This window comes from Haloplanus sp. C73 (assembly GCF_051195115.1).
Taxonomy (GTDB): domain Archaea; phylum Halobacteriota; class Halobacteria; order Halobacteriales; family Haloferacaceae; genus Haloplanus.
The window spans coordinates 97,362-113,303 of the sequence record NZ_JBNTJZ010000003.1; the positions used below are offsets into that span (position 1 = coordinate 97,362).

Below are 15,942 nucleotides of genomic sequence, written 5' to 3' on the forward strand. Positions count from 1 at the left end.
ACCCACGGACTTTTGGGCGACGCGAGCGACTGCCCAGCCGTCGCGATGCCGACGCTCCCCACCCTCACAGACCTCGACCTCTCGCGCCGTGACCGGCTCATCGTCTACTACGTCGTCGGTCTCGCGACGCTCGTGCTGGTGTACGCCGCCGCGTACAACACGGTGTTAGCGCGGCTGGAGGGCGTCGACCAGTCCATCTTCGCGTCGTTCGAGTTCGTCGTGCAGACCATGACGACGACGGGGTACGGCCAAGACTCCGGGCTGTGGAGCCACCCCCTGACCTTCCTGTTCGTCTCGTTCGTTCAACTCTCGGGCATCGGTATCGGGTTCTTCACCCTCCGACTCATCATCATCCCGCTGTTTACCGACGCGGAGGTCAATCTCGACGACCGGCTCTCGCGGAAGCGAGACCACGTCATCATCTGTGGCTACCGCCGCGATTCCGCAGTCTTGCTCGACGAACTCACCGACCTCGACATCGACTACGTCCTCGTCTCCGAGTCCGAGGAGGACGCGAAAGACCTCTCGGGTGCGGGCTACGCCGCCATCCACGGCGCGCCGGAGGACCGAGATACCTTCGAGCGAGCGAGCATCGACAGCGCGCGGACGGTCATCATGGACGCCGGCGACGCGAACGTCAACGCGATTCTGACGGTGCGCGCACTCGACCCGGATATCGAAATCATCGCGCTGACCGACGACAGCGACATGCGAGACGTGTTGCTCGATGCGGGCGCGGACAGCGTCCTATCGCCACACGGCGTGTTGGGCCGGCGGCTCGCGGAGAAAGCCGTCTCCTCGTTCAGCACCGAACTGACCGATACGGTCGACCTTGGCCCCGATGTGGAGGTGGCGGAGTTACTGGTCGGCCACGGGAGCCGGCTGGCGGGGACACGCCTCCGCGATTCGAACCTTCGCGAGCGGACGGGAGCGAACGTCATCGGGGCGTGGATAGACGGCGACCTACAGTTACCGCCCGACCCCGACGCGGTCATCCAGCCCAATACGGTGTTGCTCGTCTCGGGTGACCACGACGCGCTGGAGGCGTTGAGCGAGTTCACCCGCCCGATACGCTCGCGCCGGGCCCACGACCGAATCATCGTCGCCGGCGGGGGCGAGGTGGGACAGGCGGCGGCCTCGGTCGTCGAATCGTCCGGATTCGACGCCGTCACTATCGACACCGAGGCTGGTGAGGAGATAGATATCGTCGGGGACGCCGCCTCGCGAGCGACGCTACATGAGGCGGACATCGAGCAGGCCGACGCCGTCATCGTCGGCCTCCCAGACGACTCCGACGCGCTGTTGACGACGGTGCTGGCGCGGTCGATAGACCCCGATATCGACGTCCTCGTTCGGGTGACGGACACCGACGCGACGGGGAAGGCGTTGAGCGCGGGCGCCGACTACGTCCTCTCGGTCCCGCGAGTGAGCGCCCGGATGGTCGCGCGGGAACTGCGTGGTGAGGACGTCCTCGCGCCGGCGAGTCAGGTCCGCATCGTCCGGGTGCCTGCGGAACCGTTCGCCGGGTCGACACTCGCCGAGTCGGCGATACACGACACCGACTGTCGGGTGGTCGCCATCGAGGACGCGGACAGCCCCTCGGGCAGAGTCGACCCGAACCGGGAGTTGGACGGGGACGAACGACTCACTATCGTCGGCACCGACGAGGCGGTCCAGCGCTTCCGCGAGCGGTTCGGCATCTCGGACGCCGACCGGCTGGTGTGAGCATCGGTCCGGCAACTTAAGACCGACCGCCGCGCAGTCGGTCGTATGGCCGCGAACCGCAAGGGTGACCGCCGGGAGCGCGAACTCGTCAACGAACTCGACGCGGCGGGCTTTGCCGTCATGCGCGCGCCCGCAAGCGGGAGCGCGACAGAGCGCGACCTGCCCGACGTCCTCGCTGGCGACGGCGAGCAGTTTTTCGCCATCGAGGCGAAATCGAGCGCCGGCGACCCCATCTATCTCACGGGTGAGGAGGTCGAGGCGCTGATTTACTTCTCGCGGAACTTCGGCGCGAACGCCCGCATCGCCGTCCGATTCGACCGCGAGGACTGGTACTTCTTCCACCCGGGCGACCTCTACGTGACCGACGGGGGCAACTACCGCGTGAAAAAGGAGACGGCGCTCGAATCGGGGACCGACCTCGACGGCCTCGTCGGCCACTCGACACAGGCGCGTCTCGACGACTCCTAGGCCGTCGTGGGGTCAGTCACGTCGGCGCTGTCGGCCGGCGACGGCCCGTCGCTCGCGTCCGCGACCCGTTGTAGTCGAGAGGCCGGAAAGGCGTAGCGCCGAACGTCGCCCTCGCGACGGAGGGCGTCGAGATAGACGACCCGAAAGACGGGTTCGTGTCCGCCGTAGTGGGCGTTCGAGGGGTAGTCCGCGACGAGGCGGCCCTCGTCGGTTTCGAACCGGTCGGCCCGCTCGCCGGTCGCCGCGACGACGATGAGGCGGTCGCCGGTCTCGCGGTCACGGACGAGCGTTCCGGGGTCGGACTCGTGAGCCGCACAGAGCGCGGGCGCTCGCGACGCCTGCGGGACGAAGGTGCGCCCGCCGCAGACGGCACAGACGGCGGTCCGCTGGTCCGGCGGCGGCACGAGGCCCTCGGTCACTTCGAGGGCGACGCGACGGCGGTGCTTACACCGGGCGTCGCGGAGTTGGGCGTCCGGGCAGGTGCAGGTTCGGGCGTCGAGGTCGACGACGTACGTGCCGCCCGCCGTCTCGACGGCGTAGCGACCGTCGCGGAGCGGGCGGACCGCCATCGGCTCGGTGCGGGCACGCCGGGCACGACCCGTGGTGTCTTCGGCGGCGAGCGTCGTCTTCGAGCGGGTAGCCGGCAGTGACGCGGGTGTGTATTCTGGTTGCGTCATGGGTGTGGAGTGACCGTCACTCCGTTGCCAACACTTGGCGCTCGGCACACCTAAACCCTCGTTTCGGCGGGATTAGGTGGGCTACGCGGCGGTGAGTGGGTCCGATGGCATCGAAGGGCTTTTGCCGGGGCCGGCGGATTCCCGAGTATGGAACTCGAAGAGGGGATGGTTCGGAAAATCGCCATCTCCGTCGGCGCAGTCGGGCTCTTCGTCGCGCTCGTTCTCGGAATCGGCACCACGTTCAACGACGGTGGACTGGGGTCGACAGGCGGGCTGGCGCTGGTCGGCTCTATCGTCGTGTTCATCCTCGTGATGGCCGGCGTCGGTATCTTTCTCGCGGACTAGTCGTCCGCTTCGACGGCGTCCGTCTCGGCGATGGCCGACGCGTAGTATCGGAGCGGGTGGTCGATAGTCTCACAGCGCTCGTCGGGGTTCACGCAGTCGCCGAACGTCTGCATCGTCGCACACGAGGGCGCCGGATACTGACTGCCGTCCGTATCGTCGAGTACCGTCACCCGATGTGCGAGCGCGTCGTCGTCGAGGACGGGCCAGCGCTCGGCGATAGTGTCGGCGTCGAGGCCCAGCGAGACGAGGAAGGCGGTAGCCGCGAAGGCGGCGTGGTCCGGAAGGCCGTCGTCGCCGTCGAGCAACGCCTGCATACAGGGCGGGAACTGCTCGGGGGCGACGGTGTCGACCGAGGGGAGGCGCTCGCGGTCGGCGAGTCGGTCGCGGAGCGCGGCCACGTCGTCGTCGAGCGCCGCCGCGAGTTCGTCGCCCGCGGCGCTCCCCCGGACGTCGAATGGCAACCCGTCAATCACCCGGCGACGGACCGCTTCGCGGAGAAGGCGGTGGAGTTCCTCGCGCTGAACGGGCACCTCGCCGGCGTCCAAATCGCGGTTGACGAGGCGCCACGAATCGCCCCAGTCGCTATCTGCGAGCCGGAGATACGCGACCACGTCGACGCGAAACCACGGGCGGCGGCTGTCGGCGTCTGTTCGCGTCACGGCGTCTGCGAGGCCGAACTCCGAGAGGGCGGTGTCGAGGTCCACCCGTGGTCGCGACACGCTCTGTAAGTCGTCGTCGGTCGCGGAGAGGTCGGCCTGCAGGCGGTCGTGGGCCGTCTCGGCCTCCGCCTCCGCGTACTTCTCGACGGCGGCGCGCATGTCGACCAGCGAGACGAGGATGCGCGCGATGGGGTACGAGAGGAGTTCGTCCCGGTCGCTCCAGCGCTCCGGTGTCTCGGATTCGACGGTGCCCGACATGAGCGCGCGCTCGACGCGTTCGCGGGCGCGCTCGACCGCCGGGTCACCCTCGGTGACCAGCCGAGGGGGCGAGATATCGGCCCGCTGGACCGCCTCGCGCGCGTCGCGAAAGAACGGATACCGGGCGTAGAGCGGGTCGGGACGCATCGGGAAACGGTTGTAGAGCGGGGTGGATAAGCGCGACGGTCACGGCCCCACCGGGGACGGCAATCCATATACGTTCGCGTCTCCAGCGAGCAGTCGTGCCGACGTTCGACTACCCGTGCCCGGAGTGCCGGACGACCAACAGCCTCCACGACGCCGACTGCCGATTCGAGGGGACGCCGTGGGCCGACATCGAGGCGGCCTACGTCGACGTGGTGGCCGTGCTCTCGGGCGGCGTCACCGACGCCGACGCGCTGCCGAACGCAGTCGAAACGTGGGGGCCGCTCCGACAGGCCGCAGTCGAGCGCCTCCGCCGCGACGGCCGCGTCGACGACGCCAACGACCGCCTCAGGCTCCTGCCCGCCGAGGAGTACCGCGAGGCGGTGTCGGTGCCGACGCGAGACCCCATCAAAACTATCTACGAGCGCGGGAGCGTCCCCGGCTGTCACGACAACGCCGTCTTCGCCATGATTGCGTGGTACGAGATGGTCGGCCTGTCGTGGTCGGAGACGAAGGCCAACGTCACCGAGTGGCTCCGCGAGAGCGGGACGTGGGACCGCGGCGGCTTCGAGGAGGCGACACCGGAGGCGCTGGTCGAGAAGAAACGCCACGTCTACGAGGCGGGCTACGGCTGGAAGGAGAAGGCGACGGCCGCGAAACGCGTCATCGACCGGAGCCTGTAGGGCCGAAGACGTTTTTTCGCCGGCTGTCGACCCCCAGAACATGGTCTCCGATTCCACCCTCCACGCCCTGCTCGGCGCCGTCGTGACCGTCGCGTTCTCCTTTATTCCCTTTTCGCCCATCCTCGGCGGCGGCGTCGCCGCCTACCTGAGCGACGCCGACTCCGCCGAGGGGGTTCGGCTCGGCGCCCTCTCGGGGGCGATGGCCACCGTACCGCTCGTCCTGTTCGGCCTCTTCGTCGCCGTCTTCCTCGGCTTCTTCGCCCTCGGTTTCGACGGCGGCGTCGCGTTCGGCATCGGCGGCATCCTCATCCTCCTCGTCGGCGTCGTGATAACCGGCGCCTACACCGTCGGGCTGAGCGCGCTCGGCGGGTATCTGGCGCCGTATCTGGTCGAGGAAGTGTGAGTGGGAGTGAACGGGCACGATGGGGTCTCGCTATACCGGAGTTCGAGACCCGTTTAGTATCGAATCGTGAACTCATAGATCAGGGAGGAAGTCGCTACGCTGTTCTGCCTGTTCTCGATCCGAACGCCGGTCGTAGTGACGGTCGAGAATATCCTCGCTAGCGTTCAGGCGATCCTTGACGACTCGACGGGGGACGTCCTCGCGTCGGTAGTACGTCACGCGCCCGCTACGGAGATCGTGCGGTGAGCGAGCCGACGGGCATTTGCTGGCGTGATCGAGATGGGTCGCGTCGCAGTGTTCCAGGTCACGATCATGTGGGCACTCCTCGCCGCGCCAGCAGGGTCGCGTCACTCGGTAGAGCGATTTCCGGAGCGTATTGCCCGCGGGACGACCGTATTCAGTTGTTATCAATGGGTTTCGGCCGTGATCATCAGTCACATCGTGCCGGTGGTAGTCGATGTAATCCTGAAGGTAGCGAGCCGTTGATTCGCTGATTCGATTCCACCGAGTTCCTTTGGTCTGATTCTTCAGCGGCGTTCCGGTTTCGGGACGGTGGACAAAGTGAATCGCCGGGCCGTTGACTCGCGGTGCGTGCCATCTAGATCGAGATCACGGAGATCGAGACCACGGACCGCTCCGGTTCGAGCGCCAGTCTTCCAGAGCAGAAGGACGATGATATGATCACGAGAGCCCGGTTGGGCTCGTTCGAGGTATTTCAGAATCTCGATGCCGCGGTCAGCCGAAAGGGTCGATTCCGAAACGTCCTCGCCGCTCGTCATCGTTGGCAAGGTAACCTGTTCGTAGAGCTTCGCTTGCACGGCGTCTATGTCGGCGGCGAATCGGAGGAATCGCCGGAGAGTAGCCAGTTGACCCTTGAGCGTGACCTTCTTTATTGATTCACGACCGTCGCCTTGGCCGTCTCGCCGCCACGTACGGTATAGGTACAGGTCGCGCCCGGAGAGTTCGGTTAGATCCTCGATTCCCTCCTCGTCGCAGAATTGGAGGAAGGCGCGGAGTCGGTGTTTTTCGCTCCGGCGTGTCGACTCGGCGTGTTCGTCAAGCATGGCGTCGTGAAACATCTTCACCGCCTGCTCCGGCGGGATCGATTCGAGATCGCTCATCGAACCACCACCGAGCCGGCGGAGCCGGCGAAGAGCGAGGAGCTACATCTAACGGATAGTCGTTGGCTTGCGATTCCAGCAATCTTACGAGTTGGGCTTTCGTACTGATTCATGCATCCACCTTGGATGCCACGGCGTGACGCGGAGCGTGTCTCTTTGGACGGGGTCACGCTCCACGGTGTGCCGTGACGTACCCACTATCAGAGCAACGGCACTTAATCGTTGTCATCAATTAGTTACGTGCAATTGTTTGCTTTTGGTTGGCGACACTCTTTTAGCAACAGAAGCGCGTTGCTATGGACATGGCCGATTCTGACCCGCCCGAGCCAAGCGAGTTTGACAAATACATCCAAGAGCACGGGTTCAACTTGACAACAGGTTCATACAATCACGAAGAGATGGATCCTCCAGACTGGATTACCGATCTCGACCGAGAAATCTGCGGCCTCTTACGTCACGGTTTGATTCTTACTCCGTCAGTTCTCGCCAAGAATTTGGATCGACCACGGAGTTCCATCTCGCGGCGGCTCAACACGCTTGAAGCAGGGAATATTGTCGAAAAAGTCGAGCGGGGCCACTACAAGATGACTGAAGAAGGACTTGCAAGGATGTTGCAGACAATTAACACCGACAAGATAGGTAAAGGGTCACCAGACTCCCGAACTTGGCGCACGACAAAGATACTCACCGCAAAAGAAGCAGAAAAGTTAGAAGATAATTGAATGATTCCGATTACCGAAAAGCATTAGATTTGATGATCGATACATCATTATGTGACAGATATCGATTTGATATTATCTCTCCTAACGGCCACTGTTACACAGACATCGTTACTTTTGATCATTTATACCTTCTTTCGCCGACTACAATACGATTATAAAGGAAGGGAAGGGATTCCTAACGACACCTATCAAACGTGGTCGAAAGGTATTGCTTTGGCGACCATAGCAGGTTTACTAGCAACGCTATCGTTATTAGCTGGAGTGACTCTTGCTGATCAGTTGCACATTAACTGGCAACAGCCAAGTCTCCCAGCAACACTGACTGGAACTGGTATCCTTCTATTCTTCGTTGAAGTAATACTTTTGTTGCTTGGTTTTATTTACGTTTCAAGTGAGGAACTGAACTAGGCATGTTATCGAGTGATGATATTACTGAAGACTGTCCAGAACACCGAGAGGAAGACTTAGAACAGATTGACGAGGGCCGGATACAAGCCTTGAGAACGAAACTGGAGGGAGCAGCAGAAGCAGAGACAGAAAATTGCGGTGCTGATATTGATTCAATCAAATCAACGCCATTTTATCAAGAGTTTAAATCTCATACGGAGGTTCGAAGAGATCTAATAGAATTTTTTATTCTCTGGGCCCGGGGTGGAGATAGTGGTATTTCGAATGTGGGAGAATTTTCTGATGTAACCGAACATATTGTCTCCGATTTTGACAACGATCTAGAGAATGATGCTGACTTTAGTGACTATATGAATGGTAATTTTTCGAATTCAGATGAGCGAGACGTTAAGCACTCTCTTGTGCAAGTTGCAATGCTAAACGGCGATGGTCAGAGTAGCTAGTTAGGCAGCTGTAGTCTATCAGCACGATGGGACAGAAACACTCGTAGCATATGCGTTTTCCTATCCTCAACGTCAGTACCGCGACCTCTGAGCCGGTCAAAGTAATGTCCTAATTCATCAAAGTACTGTTGTCTTTCTTCTTCTAGTGCCTCCCAAGAAAGTGATCCCTCACTAGACGCGGATTCCTCATACGAAGTCGTCTCTTTTAGTTTCTGTAGACGCTCCTTCAGCTTCTGTTGAAACTCCGGCTCAGCATGCTTACCAACTTTAGGAAGCGCTTCCAAGACTTCGTAAGGTATCGCTTCGGTAGGGGAACTACCAACCTCAATTACAAGATTGTTCGCCTTATTTGTGACATCAGAACGTGTGGCTGAAGGAACCTGTTGTGCAGTTCGGAATTCTTCCAAGGATTCTATTAATTCACGCGACCACTTCTTCTTATTTAGTGATTCCCCAATTTTGGTTTCGAATTCTTCCGCACCCTGATCTAACGACCTCTCACGGATACTCATATGCCGGGGTTCCAGCTGAATGGAAGCGGAATGTGCTTCCTGTATTGATTTTTCAGCCTTTGTTTCTTCTGGGTGGTATCCTCCAAGGAATTTCTCTCGGTCACGATCTTCAGTAAAAACTACCGAAGTACTCACCGAACTCTCGATATCGGTGGTTCGCGTAGCGGTATTGCTAGTTGAGGAAAAGAACGTAGCTAAGGATGACATATCTCCGATATCTACAGCCACTGGGAGCTGCTCCTCACCCGACGAATGACTAAATCCAACCATAGATTGATTTCATTCTTCGGTTGTCTCATCGCCATCGTTCATCTGTCCGCGTTCGCCATCTATTGTCTCCAGCTCCTCTAACCTTTCGTTCAACTCATCTGTTTGCTCTTGGAGCTTCGTCAGTTGGCGCTCAACGCTTTCCTTCTCATCCTGGGAGACTTCATCAACCCACTCTAAAGCGGAATCAACGGCATGAACATGACTATGCGCAAAATCAAGGAAATGAGCTGGTGATTCCTCCAAATTTAACACCTCAACGGGTCCAGAGTATGCATCAAATTTAATCCGAGGCCTTCTTTCTTCAGCCACGAGTTCAATTTCCGTATTAGTTTCGGTTATTGTATTTTTGAACCCATACGCCTTTTCATTCATTATTGCTTCAAATAAAACAGATAGCTGCGAAGAATATTGATTATGGATTTTCTGTGATTTGTCAACCGCACTTTCATCAATTGTCACTTCTAAATCCGCCCAAAACTGATCAACGTCTTCAAGACATAGCCGAATAAATCGGAATAGTCTTGGCTGATGTCCCGCAAAATTTCGTATTTCTTCTCTAACTTGTTTTGAATTTCCTTGAATAAGCGATCTTTGCCACTCTTTTAGTAGTTGCTCAATTTCCTCATACACAGGGGCAAAGTCCGTCCACAGTTCCTCAAGTTCCTCCTCATACTCACCTTCTGTCATTACTTTGGACCATATATCTCCTCTCTTGAATAGTTTTATTCTGACCGAAATTGTATAATCACTCCCTCAGAAAGATATTTACACAAATCTTACTGATTAATTTCTAATTGAATTCCGAGAGAGTTAAGAGAGACATAGATGGAGTGGGTCGATTAGGTGGTATCTTCTTGGGAGGATCAAGATACTCTGCCCCATCAATATGAATATATTCTACGCCAGCCTGCTCTACAGAGTGGCATGTCTCCCCATTTTGATCAGCAATCCCGATTCCATCAAACTCCCAGTCATCCTGGTTTGATAGCGTATCCGATGTAGATCTATCCGGGTCAAGAGCGAGTTCTTCTAGATCTTGCTTGGCAATCCAGCAGTTAGCATCAGGAGATTCTGCAGATTCAGGATCTTTCTCTTTTTGCTCATCCTGATCAGCGGAAATAAATTCTTGCGCACCGTTCGAGAAATCAACGCGGTTGGTCGAAGTCGCCCAGCACGTTGCCCGAAAAGCCAATTCCTCTACGCTCCGCTCGAATAGTTCTGTCCCGTATGCACCGATATACTCAGCAACATACGAGCCGAGGTTTCCCACAACGTCCTCGGCACCATCGTAATCCCCGGGATCAAGCGCAGTATCTACCCGAGACGTACTAATCGGACGTTTCTCCGTTTCAGGTGCATAGTAGTTGTGCGCACTCGCACCAGCAGTGCCGAAGATGAGTGTCAATCACCGGGCGAAAGTCTGCTTCCGAAACGACTCCATCGATAAAGAGAGCAACGTGAACGTGTCCGTACGCGCTACCCGGATGATGCTCAACGACACGAGCGTATTCCCAGTTGTCCACGTCGGCACCGTTCGATCCGAGCGCCCGATGAAGCGCGGGGCGCACATGATCGGTGAATGAATTGATCACTTCGCGCAAGTGGTCGGCTGGACAGCGCCAACCACCGTTCTCATTCTTGTTCGAGGCAGTCAGCGTCAGCATGACGACGTGTGGGTTCGACGCAGTAGCGAGGAACTGCCGTTCGAGCGCCTTGAGCCGAGCGTAGTAGGTGTCGCCGTACTGCGGCTGGTGAGAGTTTGGCATCGGAGCACGGACGAGATCACCCTCAGGATCACGAAATCGAAGATGCATATGTCGATAGTCGTTGTACCAAGTGAGGAATTCGCGGAGAACGTGAGACCACGCCTTGCTACGAACAGACCCATCCGCTTTGGAAGTCGCCGCCTCTTCACGGAGCGTCGTCCCCTCACGGACGGAAATTGGTCGAGCCGCCCGTTCGGGAGCCGTCTCTAACCACTCGTTGACCAGATCGTTCTTTTGATGCCACCAGCGACGGCGTGACAGCGCGGTGCCGTCAGCCGGCGATTCAGAGCCGCTATCGGGGGCTGACGGGTTATTCTTGGAAGGCCGAGAGCGGGACTCCCAGTCTGGAGCGTGCGGCCCAGTTATGGAAGTTGGATCGCTCACAGCAACCGCCCCCGCACCGCAACCTCGCTCCCGGCGGATGCTCCGCCGGTCGATGCACCGAAACGAACCGCCGGGGGCCGCATGGACCCCACTCCGGTTCGTTTCCGGTGGGTCGGTAGGTGGGTGGATGGAGTTCCCCGCTGACAGCCGGGGCCGAGTATAGAAATCGACAGCAGGCGACGGGGGGCGTTCAGCCGTTGAACGAACTCCGGATTGAGAGCGTGACGGACGAAATGAGAACCGCGAGAATTGGCGCGGTAGAACTCCTGAAGCGTGGTTTCACGCTGAAGGAGGTAACCAAGTGTTGCTGTACGGGCACGATGGGATTTGAACCCACGACCGTCGGATGGCTTCCTCCACACGCAACCGCGCGGAGTTAGAAGTCCGACGCTCTATCCGGACTGAGCTACGTGCCCTCACCGACGAGAACGGGGGACAGTCAAAAAACCGTTCGGAACCGCGGTCAGCCGTCGAACCGATACAGCGACGTGACGTAGGGCAGACGGTCGAACATCGGAATCGCCAGCGGGAGGCCGACGACGGAGACGGCAAGCACGCTCGCGACGTTCGCCCAGAGCCACCCGAGCCACCAGCCCACGAAGACGAAGTAGAGCGCCCGAACGGCGAGCGAGCGCTGGCCGCGAGCGGCGGTCGGGTCGCCGAGACTGCGCGGCTCTTTCAGCGTCAGGGTGGTTGGCACGAGGTTGATGAGTTTGACGCCGATGGGAGCGCCGACGACAGTCGCACACAGGAACCACGCCGCGTTGACGACGACGGGCGTCGCCCACCAGCCGACGGCGACGAACCACAGGGCGCGCGTGAGGAGGGAGCGCTGAGTCATACCGAGCTAAGGCCGAGCGCGGGGAAAAGGCTGCCGAGCGGCGTCGGCGCCACGTCAGAGGGTATAAGGCCGCGAAACGGGTAGCGACTGGTAATGAAGGTACTCGGAACCGTCGGACTCCCCGGAAGCGGGAAGGGGGAGGCCGCGGCAGTCGCCCGCGAGGCGGGCGTCCCGGTCGTCACCATGGGCGACGTGATTCGCGAGGCGTGTCGCGACCGGGGACTCGACCCGGCGGAGCACCACGGGTCGGTCGCGACGGCGCTGCGCGAGGAGGAGGGCGAGGCCGCCATCGCCGAGCGGTCGCTCCCACACATCGAAGCGGCGCTCGACGACGGCGAGACGGTGCTGGTCGACGGCCTGCGCTCCCCCGCCGAAATCGAGCGCTTCGAGGACGCCTTCGGCGACGCGTTCGTCCTCGTGAGCATCGAGGCGCCGTTCGAGACGCGGGCGGACCGCCTCGCCGAGCGTGGCCGCGACGCGACGGACGTGGACCGGGCGGCGCTACGCGAACGCGAGGAGCGCGAACGCGGCTTCGGCATGGACGAAGTGATGGCCCGCGCGGACGTGACGGTCACGAACACGGCGTCGCTCGACGCCTTCCGCGAGCGGGTTCGAGCGCTACTGGAGGACGACCCATGATATATCAACTCGACGTGCGCGTGGTGGCACCGGTTCGCGATACGGAAGTGACCGACCGCGTCGCCGACGCGGTCCGCAACCTGTTCCCGAACGCCGATATCGAGCAGGAACCGGGCCAAATCGTCGGCGAGACACACTCGCTGGAGGCCTTCGCCGAGCGCCTGCACGAACAGGAGATTCTCGACACCGCCCGTCGGCAGTTCTTCGGTAGCGCCGACGAGGATGGGTTCGCGTTCGCGCTGAAGAAGCAAGCGGCGTTCGAGGGGGTCATCAACTTCGCCGTCGGCAACCCGGACGAACTCGGCGACGTCGAGGTACAGGTGACGGTCCACGACCCCGACGTCGAGACGGTCATCGACCACGTCGCGCCGCCGACGGAAGACGGCAAGCCGGTCCAGCCCGACGAGTAGCCACATGGAGTTCACCGTCTCGACCGACGCCGAACGCGACGTGGTGGACATCACGGACCGCGTCGCCGACGCCGTCACGGCGGACACGGGCACCGTCACCGTCTTCGCCGAACACACGACCGCTGGCGTCGTCGTCAACGAGGCCGAGCCGCGGCTGTTGGACGACATGGAGGCGTTTCTCGGGACTCTCGTCCCCGACGAGGGGTGGGCACACGACGAGTTGGACGGCAACGCCGACGCGCATCTCCGGTCCCTAGTGCTGGGGGCGTCGGAGACGATACCGGTGGAGAACGGGAGCCTCGCGCTCGGTCGGTGGCAGTCGGTCCTGCTCGTCGAGTGCGACGGCCCGCGCGAGCGGACGGTCTGGGTCGGTTAGACGAAGACGAGGACGGCGAGATACAGGAGGACGACCCCGAGGACGTCGCAGGTGTTGGTGACGACGGGTATCACCACGTCGTCGGGGTCGAGTTCGAGGTGGTAGGCGGCGTAGGTGGCGACGACGGTGACGACGACGGCGAGGACGGCGAGCGAGAGCCCACTGGACAGGGAGACGGCGAGAACCGTCCACGGCGAGAGAGCGGTCGAACCGGTGAGCGCCGTCAGCCCCCACGCGCCCAGTCCGACGACTGGGAAGATAGAGGCGGCGAGCGCGACGGTGGCGAGGGCGTTGCCGGCGAGCGTCTCGTCGTCGGGGGCGAAAGAGAGCGTCCCGAGGTGGAAAGCGGTGGAGAGACGGGCCGCGAGGATGCTTCCGAGGTTGCCCGCCGTCCCGATAGTGACGGGAACGAGGACGAGTAAGGAGGGGTACCGGAGCAGGGTCGTCTCGAACCGGCCGAGGACGAGCCCGCTCCCGATTTCGACGAGGGTGAGCAGGAGAAGGACGGGGAGCATCGCCCGCGTGATGGCGCTGACGGTCCAGTCGGTCGTCACTCACCCACCCCCCGCGACGAGCGCGACGGTCCGGACGGCTAGCAACAGGAAGAGGACGCCGAAGACGTCGCCCGTCGTCGTGACGAGCGGCCCGACGAGCGTGTCGGGGTTGTGTCCGCGGCGATAGCCCGCGAAGACGACGGTGACGACGACGACGACGAGCGTGATACCCGAGAGCAGGCCGGCGATGACGGCGATACCGAGCAGATGTGGGAGGCTGGCGACCGGTTGGCCGAGAAGCGTGAGGATGGCGACGGCGGCGGTAGCGGCGAACATCGATGCGACGATACCGTTGCCGAGCGCCGCGGCCGCCGCGGCCCGGAGGCGACGGTCACCGGCGCGGACGTGTGGCTCTATCAGCCCCTGATGGAGCCCGGTCGCCAGCCGCGCCCCGAGCGAGCCGTAGACGTTCCCGCGGGTCGCGAGCAGCGCCGGGACGAGAACGAGCAACCCCGGAACCGAGCGGAGGTCGCTCCGCATGCCGCCGAGAACCAGCCCCGCGAGGAGGCCACCGACGAGGCTGGCGCCGAGTGCCGGCAGCGCCTCGCGATACGCCTCGGCGGCCACCTCGCGGACGGTCATCGTCGGAAAGGATGCGGGCCTACATGAAAAGTGCCGGGCTCTGCGGTGATGCGTGTCGAGGGCGTTAGCCGAACGGCCCCATCCCACCCATGCCGCCCATACCGCCGCCACCGCCGCCGTCGCCCTGTTGCATCTTCTTCATCATCCGCTGCATGTCACCGTCGCCCATGCCTTGGAACTGCTTGATGGTGCGCTCCATCATCTTGTGCTGTTCGAGGAGTTCGCGAATCGACTCCTCGTCGACGCCGGACCCGCGGGCGATGCGCTCGACGCGTTCCTGTCCGATGGTCCGCGGGTTCTCGAGTTCCTCCTCGGTCATCGACTTCATGGCGACGTCGAAGGTGCGCATCCGGTCTTGGGTCACGTCCATCGCGTCGTCGGGCAACTGGTCCATCAGCCCGCCGCCCATGCCGGGAATCATGTCCATCACCTGGTCGAGCGGCCCCATGTTGTTCATCGCCTCCATCTGCTTCTGCATGTCCTTCAGGGTGAACGACCCCTCCATGATATCTTGGGGCTCCCAGTCGTCCTCCTCGGTCCCCGTCTCGGCCATCGCGCGCTCGACGCGCTCGGAGAGCTGTTTGAGGTCGCCCATCCCCAGTAGCCGGGAGATGAAGCCGTTGGGCTCGAAGCGCTCGATGTCCTGCACCGTCTCGCCGGTGCCGAGGAAGGCGATGGAGGAGTCCGTCTCGTTGACGGCGGTCAGGGCGCCGCCACCTTTCGCCGTCCCGTCGAGTTTCGTGATGACGACGCCGTCGATGCCAATCGACTCGTCGAACTGCTGGGCTTGGTCCTTGGCGCCCTGCCCGATGGCGGCGTCGAGAACGAGCAACGAGCGGTCGGGGTCGACCGCCGAATCGATTTCCTCGATTTCGGCGATGAGGTCGTCTTCGAGGGCGTGCCGGCCCGCCGTGTCGACGATGTGAACGTCGGCGTCGGCGGTTGCCTCCAGTCCGTCCCGAGCGATTTGGACCGGGTCATCGGAATCGGGGTCGCCGTAGAACTCCACCTCGGCGCGGCCGGCCATCTGCTCGGCCTGTTCGTAGGCGCCGGGGCGGAAGGTGTCGGTCTGAATGACTGCGGGCCGAAGCCCCTTCTTCGAGAACCACCACGCCATCTTCGCGGCGGAGGTGGTCTTGCCCGACCCCTGCAGACCGGCGAGGAGGATGGTCTGCGGTTCGAGCGGAATCTCCGTCGAGTCGCCGATGAGGTCGACCAGTTCCTCGTAGACGATTTTGAGGACGTGGTCGCGGGCGCTGGTGCCGCCCGGTGGCTCCTCCTCCAGCGCACGCTCCTCGATGGAGTCCGAGAGGTCCATCACGAGACTCACGTCGACGTCGGCCTGCAGCAAGGAGCGCTGAATCTCCTTGACGACCTCCGAAACGTCGTCCTCGTCGAGACGGGACTTCCCCTGAAGCGTGGAGAGAGTGTCACGCAGGGAACTCCCCAGATTGTCGAGTACCATTACCCTTCGATACGCGCTTGCGCCGGTAAAGGCTTTGTTCGCGACGAGCGCGGGGAACGCCTATAAGTCGCCCCGGTCCCAACGCGA

Annotated in this window: 19 protein-coding genes, 1 tRNA gene and 2 pseudogenes; 11 read left to right on the plus strand and 11 right to left on the minus strand. The window is 61.6% G+C overall.

Translation table 11 applies throughout. The features are described from left to right. Positions 1 to 45 precede the first annotated feature (45 nt). Both ACQUSQ_RS06950 and hjc read left to right on the plus strand, forming a co-directional pair. Positions 46 to 1,725, plus strand: coding sequence for a potassium channel family protein (locus tag ACQUSQ_RS06950; RefSeq protein WP_435067817.1), 1,680 nt, complete (start codon positions 46 to 48; stop codon positions 1,723 to 1,725). A 45-nt stretch (positions 1,726 to 1,770) separates the two neighbouring features. Beyond that, entirely contained in the window at positions 1,771 to 2,193 is a 423-nt protein-coding gene (gene hjc / locus ACQUSQ_RS06955; protein ID WP_435067818.1) for a Holliday junction resolvase Hjc, read from the plus strand. Here the strand turns inward: hjc and ACQUSQ_RS06960 are convergent. Then, complete coding sequence (locus ACQUSQ_RS06960; protein ID WP_435067819.1) at positions 2,190 to 2,870, minus strand: SWIM zinc finger family protein; 681 nt, start codon at positions 2,868 to 2,870, stop codon at positions 2,190 to 2,192. The genes hjc and ACQUSQ_RS06960 overlap by 4 nt on opposite strands. A gap of 147 nt (positions 2,871 to 3,017) precedes the next feature. Between ACQUSQ_RS06960 and ACQUSQ_RS06965 the strand changes: the two genes are divergently transcribed. Beyond that, the gene (locus ACQUSQ_RS06965) at positions 3,018 to 3,215 is read left to right on the plus strand and encodes a DUF7472 family protein (RefSeq protein WP_435067820.1); all 198 of its coding nucleotides are present in this window, start codon (positions 3,018 to 3,020) and stop codon (positions 3,213 to 3,215) included. Here the strand turns inward: ACQUSQ_RS06965 and ACQUSQ_RS06970 are convergent. Next, positions 3,212 to 4,279: a DNA primase gene (locus tag ACQUSQ_RS06970; protein ID WP_435067821.1), complete on the minus strand. Its 1,068-nt coding sequence runs from the start codon at positions 4,277 to 4,279 to the stop codon at positions 3,212 to 3,214. The genes ACQUSQ_RS06965 and ACQUSQ_RS06970 overlap by 4 nt on opposite strands. A gap of 95 nt (positions 4,280 to 4,374) precedes the next feature. Here ACQUSQ_RS06970 and ACQUSQ_RS06975 point away from each other — a divergent pair, with 95 nt between their 5' ends. Together ACQUSQ_RS06975 and ACQUSQ_RS06980 are read left to right on the plus strand one after the other, a co-directional pair. Further along, a complete protein-coding gene (locus tag ACQUSQ_RS06975) occupies positions 4,375 to 4,959 on the plus strand; it encodes a DUF7474 family protein (protein WP_435067822.1) in 585 nt (194 codons plus the stop codon). Positions 4,960 to 4,999: 40 nt separating this feature from the next. Further along, positions 5,000 to 5,362 (plus strand): DUF5518 domain-containing protein, encoded by a 363-nt coding sequence (locus ACQUSQ_RS06980; protein ID WP_435067823.1) that lies wholly within the window; start codon positions 5,000 to 5,002, stop codon positions 5,360 to 5,362. 72 nt (positions 5,363 to 5,434) lie between these two features. Here ACQUSQ_RS06980 and ACQUSQ_RS06985 read toward each other — a convergent pair. Further along, a pseudogene (locus tag ACQUSQ_RS06985) lies at positions 5,435 to 6,483 on the minus strand (site-specific integrase). Positions 6,484 to 6,785: 302 nt separating this feature from the next. On the opposite strand from ACQUSQ_RS06985, the gene ACQUSQ_RS06990 reads away from it, so the two are divergent. Genes ACQUSQ_RS06990 through ACQUSQ_RS07000 form a run of 3 tightly spaced genes read left to right on the plus strand, consistent with a single transcriptional unit; the run spans position 6,786 to position 8,056 of the window. Beyond that, positions 6,786 to 7,205, plus strand: a complete 420-nt coding sequence (locus ACQUSQ_RS06990) for a helix-turn-helix domain-containing protein (RefSeq protein WP_435067824.1) — start codon at positions 6,786 to 6,788, stop codon at positions 7,203 to 7,205. Between the two features lie 51 nt (positions 7,206 to 7,256). Further along, positions 7,257 to 7,613: a hypothetical protein gene (locus ACQUSQ_RS06995; RefSeq protein ID WP_435067825.1), complete on the plus strand. Its 357-nt coding sequence runs from the start codon at positions 7,257 to 7,259 to the stop codon at positions 7,611 to 7,613. A 2-nt stretch (positions 7,614 to 7,615) separates the two neighbouring features. Beyond that, on the plus strand, positions 7,616 to 8,056 hold the full coding sequence (locus tag ACQUSQ_RS07000; protein WP_435067826.1) for a hypothetical protein: 441 nt from the start codon (positions 7,616 to 7,618) through the stop codon (positions 8,054 to 8,056). Here ACQUSQ_RS07000 and ACQUSQ_RS07005 read toward each other — a convergent pair. The 5 genes and pseudogenes from ACQUSQ_RS07005 to ACQUSQ_RS07025 form a co-directional block, all read right to left on the minus strand. Continuing rightward, positions 8,053 to 8,796: a hypothetical protein gene (locus tag ACQUSQ_RS07005; protein ID WP_435067827.1), complete on the minus strand. Its 744-nt coding sequence runs from the start codon at positions 8,794 to 8,796 to the stop codon at positions 8,053 to 8,055. The two genes, ACQUSQ_RS07000 and ACQUSQ_RS07005, sit on opposite strands and share 4 nt — an antisense overlap. 51 nt (positions 8,797 to 8,847) lie before the next feature. After that, positions 8,848 to 9,525, minus strand: a complete 678-nt coding sequence (locus ACQUSQ_RS07010) for a hypothetical protein (protein ID WP_435067828.1) — start codon at positions 9,523 to 9,525, stop codon at positions 8,848 to 8,850. A 103-nt stretch (positions 9,526 to 9,628) separates the two neighbouring features. After that, positions 9,629 to 10,988 (minus strand): annotated as a pseudogene (locus ACQUSQ_RS07015) (replication protein). 312 nt (positions 10,989 to 11,300) lie between these two features. After that, positions 11,301 to 11,404, minus strand: a tRNA-Arg gene (locus ACQUSQ_RS07020). A 47-nt stretch (positions 11,405 to 11,451) separates the two neighbouring features. Next, positions 11,452 to 11,829 (minus strand): YccF domain-containing protein, encoded by a 378-nt coding sequence (locus ACQUSQ_RS07025; protein WP_435067829.1) that lies wholly within the window; start codon positions 11,827 to 11,829, stop codon positions 11,452 to 11,454. A 93-nt stretch (positions 11,830 to 11,922) separates the two neighbouring features. Here ACQUSQ_RS07025 and ACQUSQ_RS07030 point away from each other — a divergent pair, with 93 nt between their 5' ends. Genes ACQUSQ_RS07030 through ACQUSQ_RS07040 form a run of 3 tightly spaced genes read left to right on the plus strand, consistent with a single transcriptional unit; the run spans position 11,923 to position 13,254 of the window. Further along, positions 11,923 to 12,468 (plus strand): AAA family ATPase, encoded by a 546-nt coding sequence (locus tag ACQUSQ_RS07030; protein ID WP_435067830.1) that lies wholly within the window; start codon positions 11,923 to 11,925, stop codon positions 12,466 to 12,468. Beyond that, entirely contained in the window at positions 12,465 to 12,878 is a 414-nt protein-coding gene (locus tag ACQUSQ_RS07035) for an RNA-binding domain-containing protein (protein ID WP_435067831.1), read from the plus strand. The genes ACQUSQ_RS07030 and ACQUSQ_RS07035 overlap by 4 nt, the downstream gene beginning before the upstream one ends. A gap of 4 nt (positions 12,879 to 12,882) precedes the next feature. After that, the gene (locus ACQUSQ_RS07040) at positions 12,883 to 13,254 is read left to right on the plus strand and encodes a secondary thiamine-phosphate synthase enzyme YjbQ (RefSeq protein WP_435067832.1); all 372 of its coding nucleotides are present in this window, start codon (positions 12,883 to 12,885) and stop codon (positions 13,252 to 13,254) included. On the opposite strand, the gene ACQUSQ_RS07045 is transcribed toward ACQUSQ_RS07040, so the two are convergent. The 3 genes from ACQUSQ_RS07045 to ACQUSQ_RS07055 all read right to left on the minus strand — a co-directional run bounded on the left by ACQUSQ_RS07045 (position 13,251) and on the right by ACQUSQ_RS07055 (position 15,855). Further along, positions 13,251 to 13,808 (minus strand): magnesium transporter, encoded by a 558-nt coding sequence (locus ACQUSQ_RS07045; RefSeq protein WP_435067833.1) that lies wholly within the window; start codon positions 13,806 to 13,808, stop codon positions 13,251 to 13,253. The genes ACQUSQ_RS07040 and ACQUSQ_RS07045 overlap by 4 nt on opposite strands. Continuing rightward, complete coding sequence (locus ACQUSQ_RS07050; RefSeq protein ID WP_435067834.1) at positions 13,809 to 14,390, minus strand: magnesium transporter; 582 nt, start codon at positions 14,388 to 14,390, stop codon at positions 13,809 to 13,811. It abuts the gene before it with no gap. Positions 14,391 to 14,454: 64 nt separating this feature from the next. Continuing rightward, on the minus strand, positions 14,455 to 15,855 hold the full coding sequence (locus ACQUSQ_RS07055) for a signal recognition particle protein Srp54 (RefSeq protein WP_435067835.1): 1,401 nt from the start codon (positions 15,853 to 15,855) through the stop codon (positions 14,455 to 14,457). Between the last annotated feature and the right edge of the window lie 87 nt (positions 15,856 to 15,942).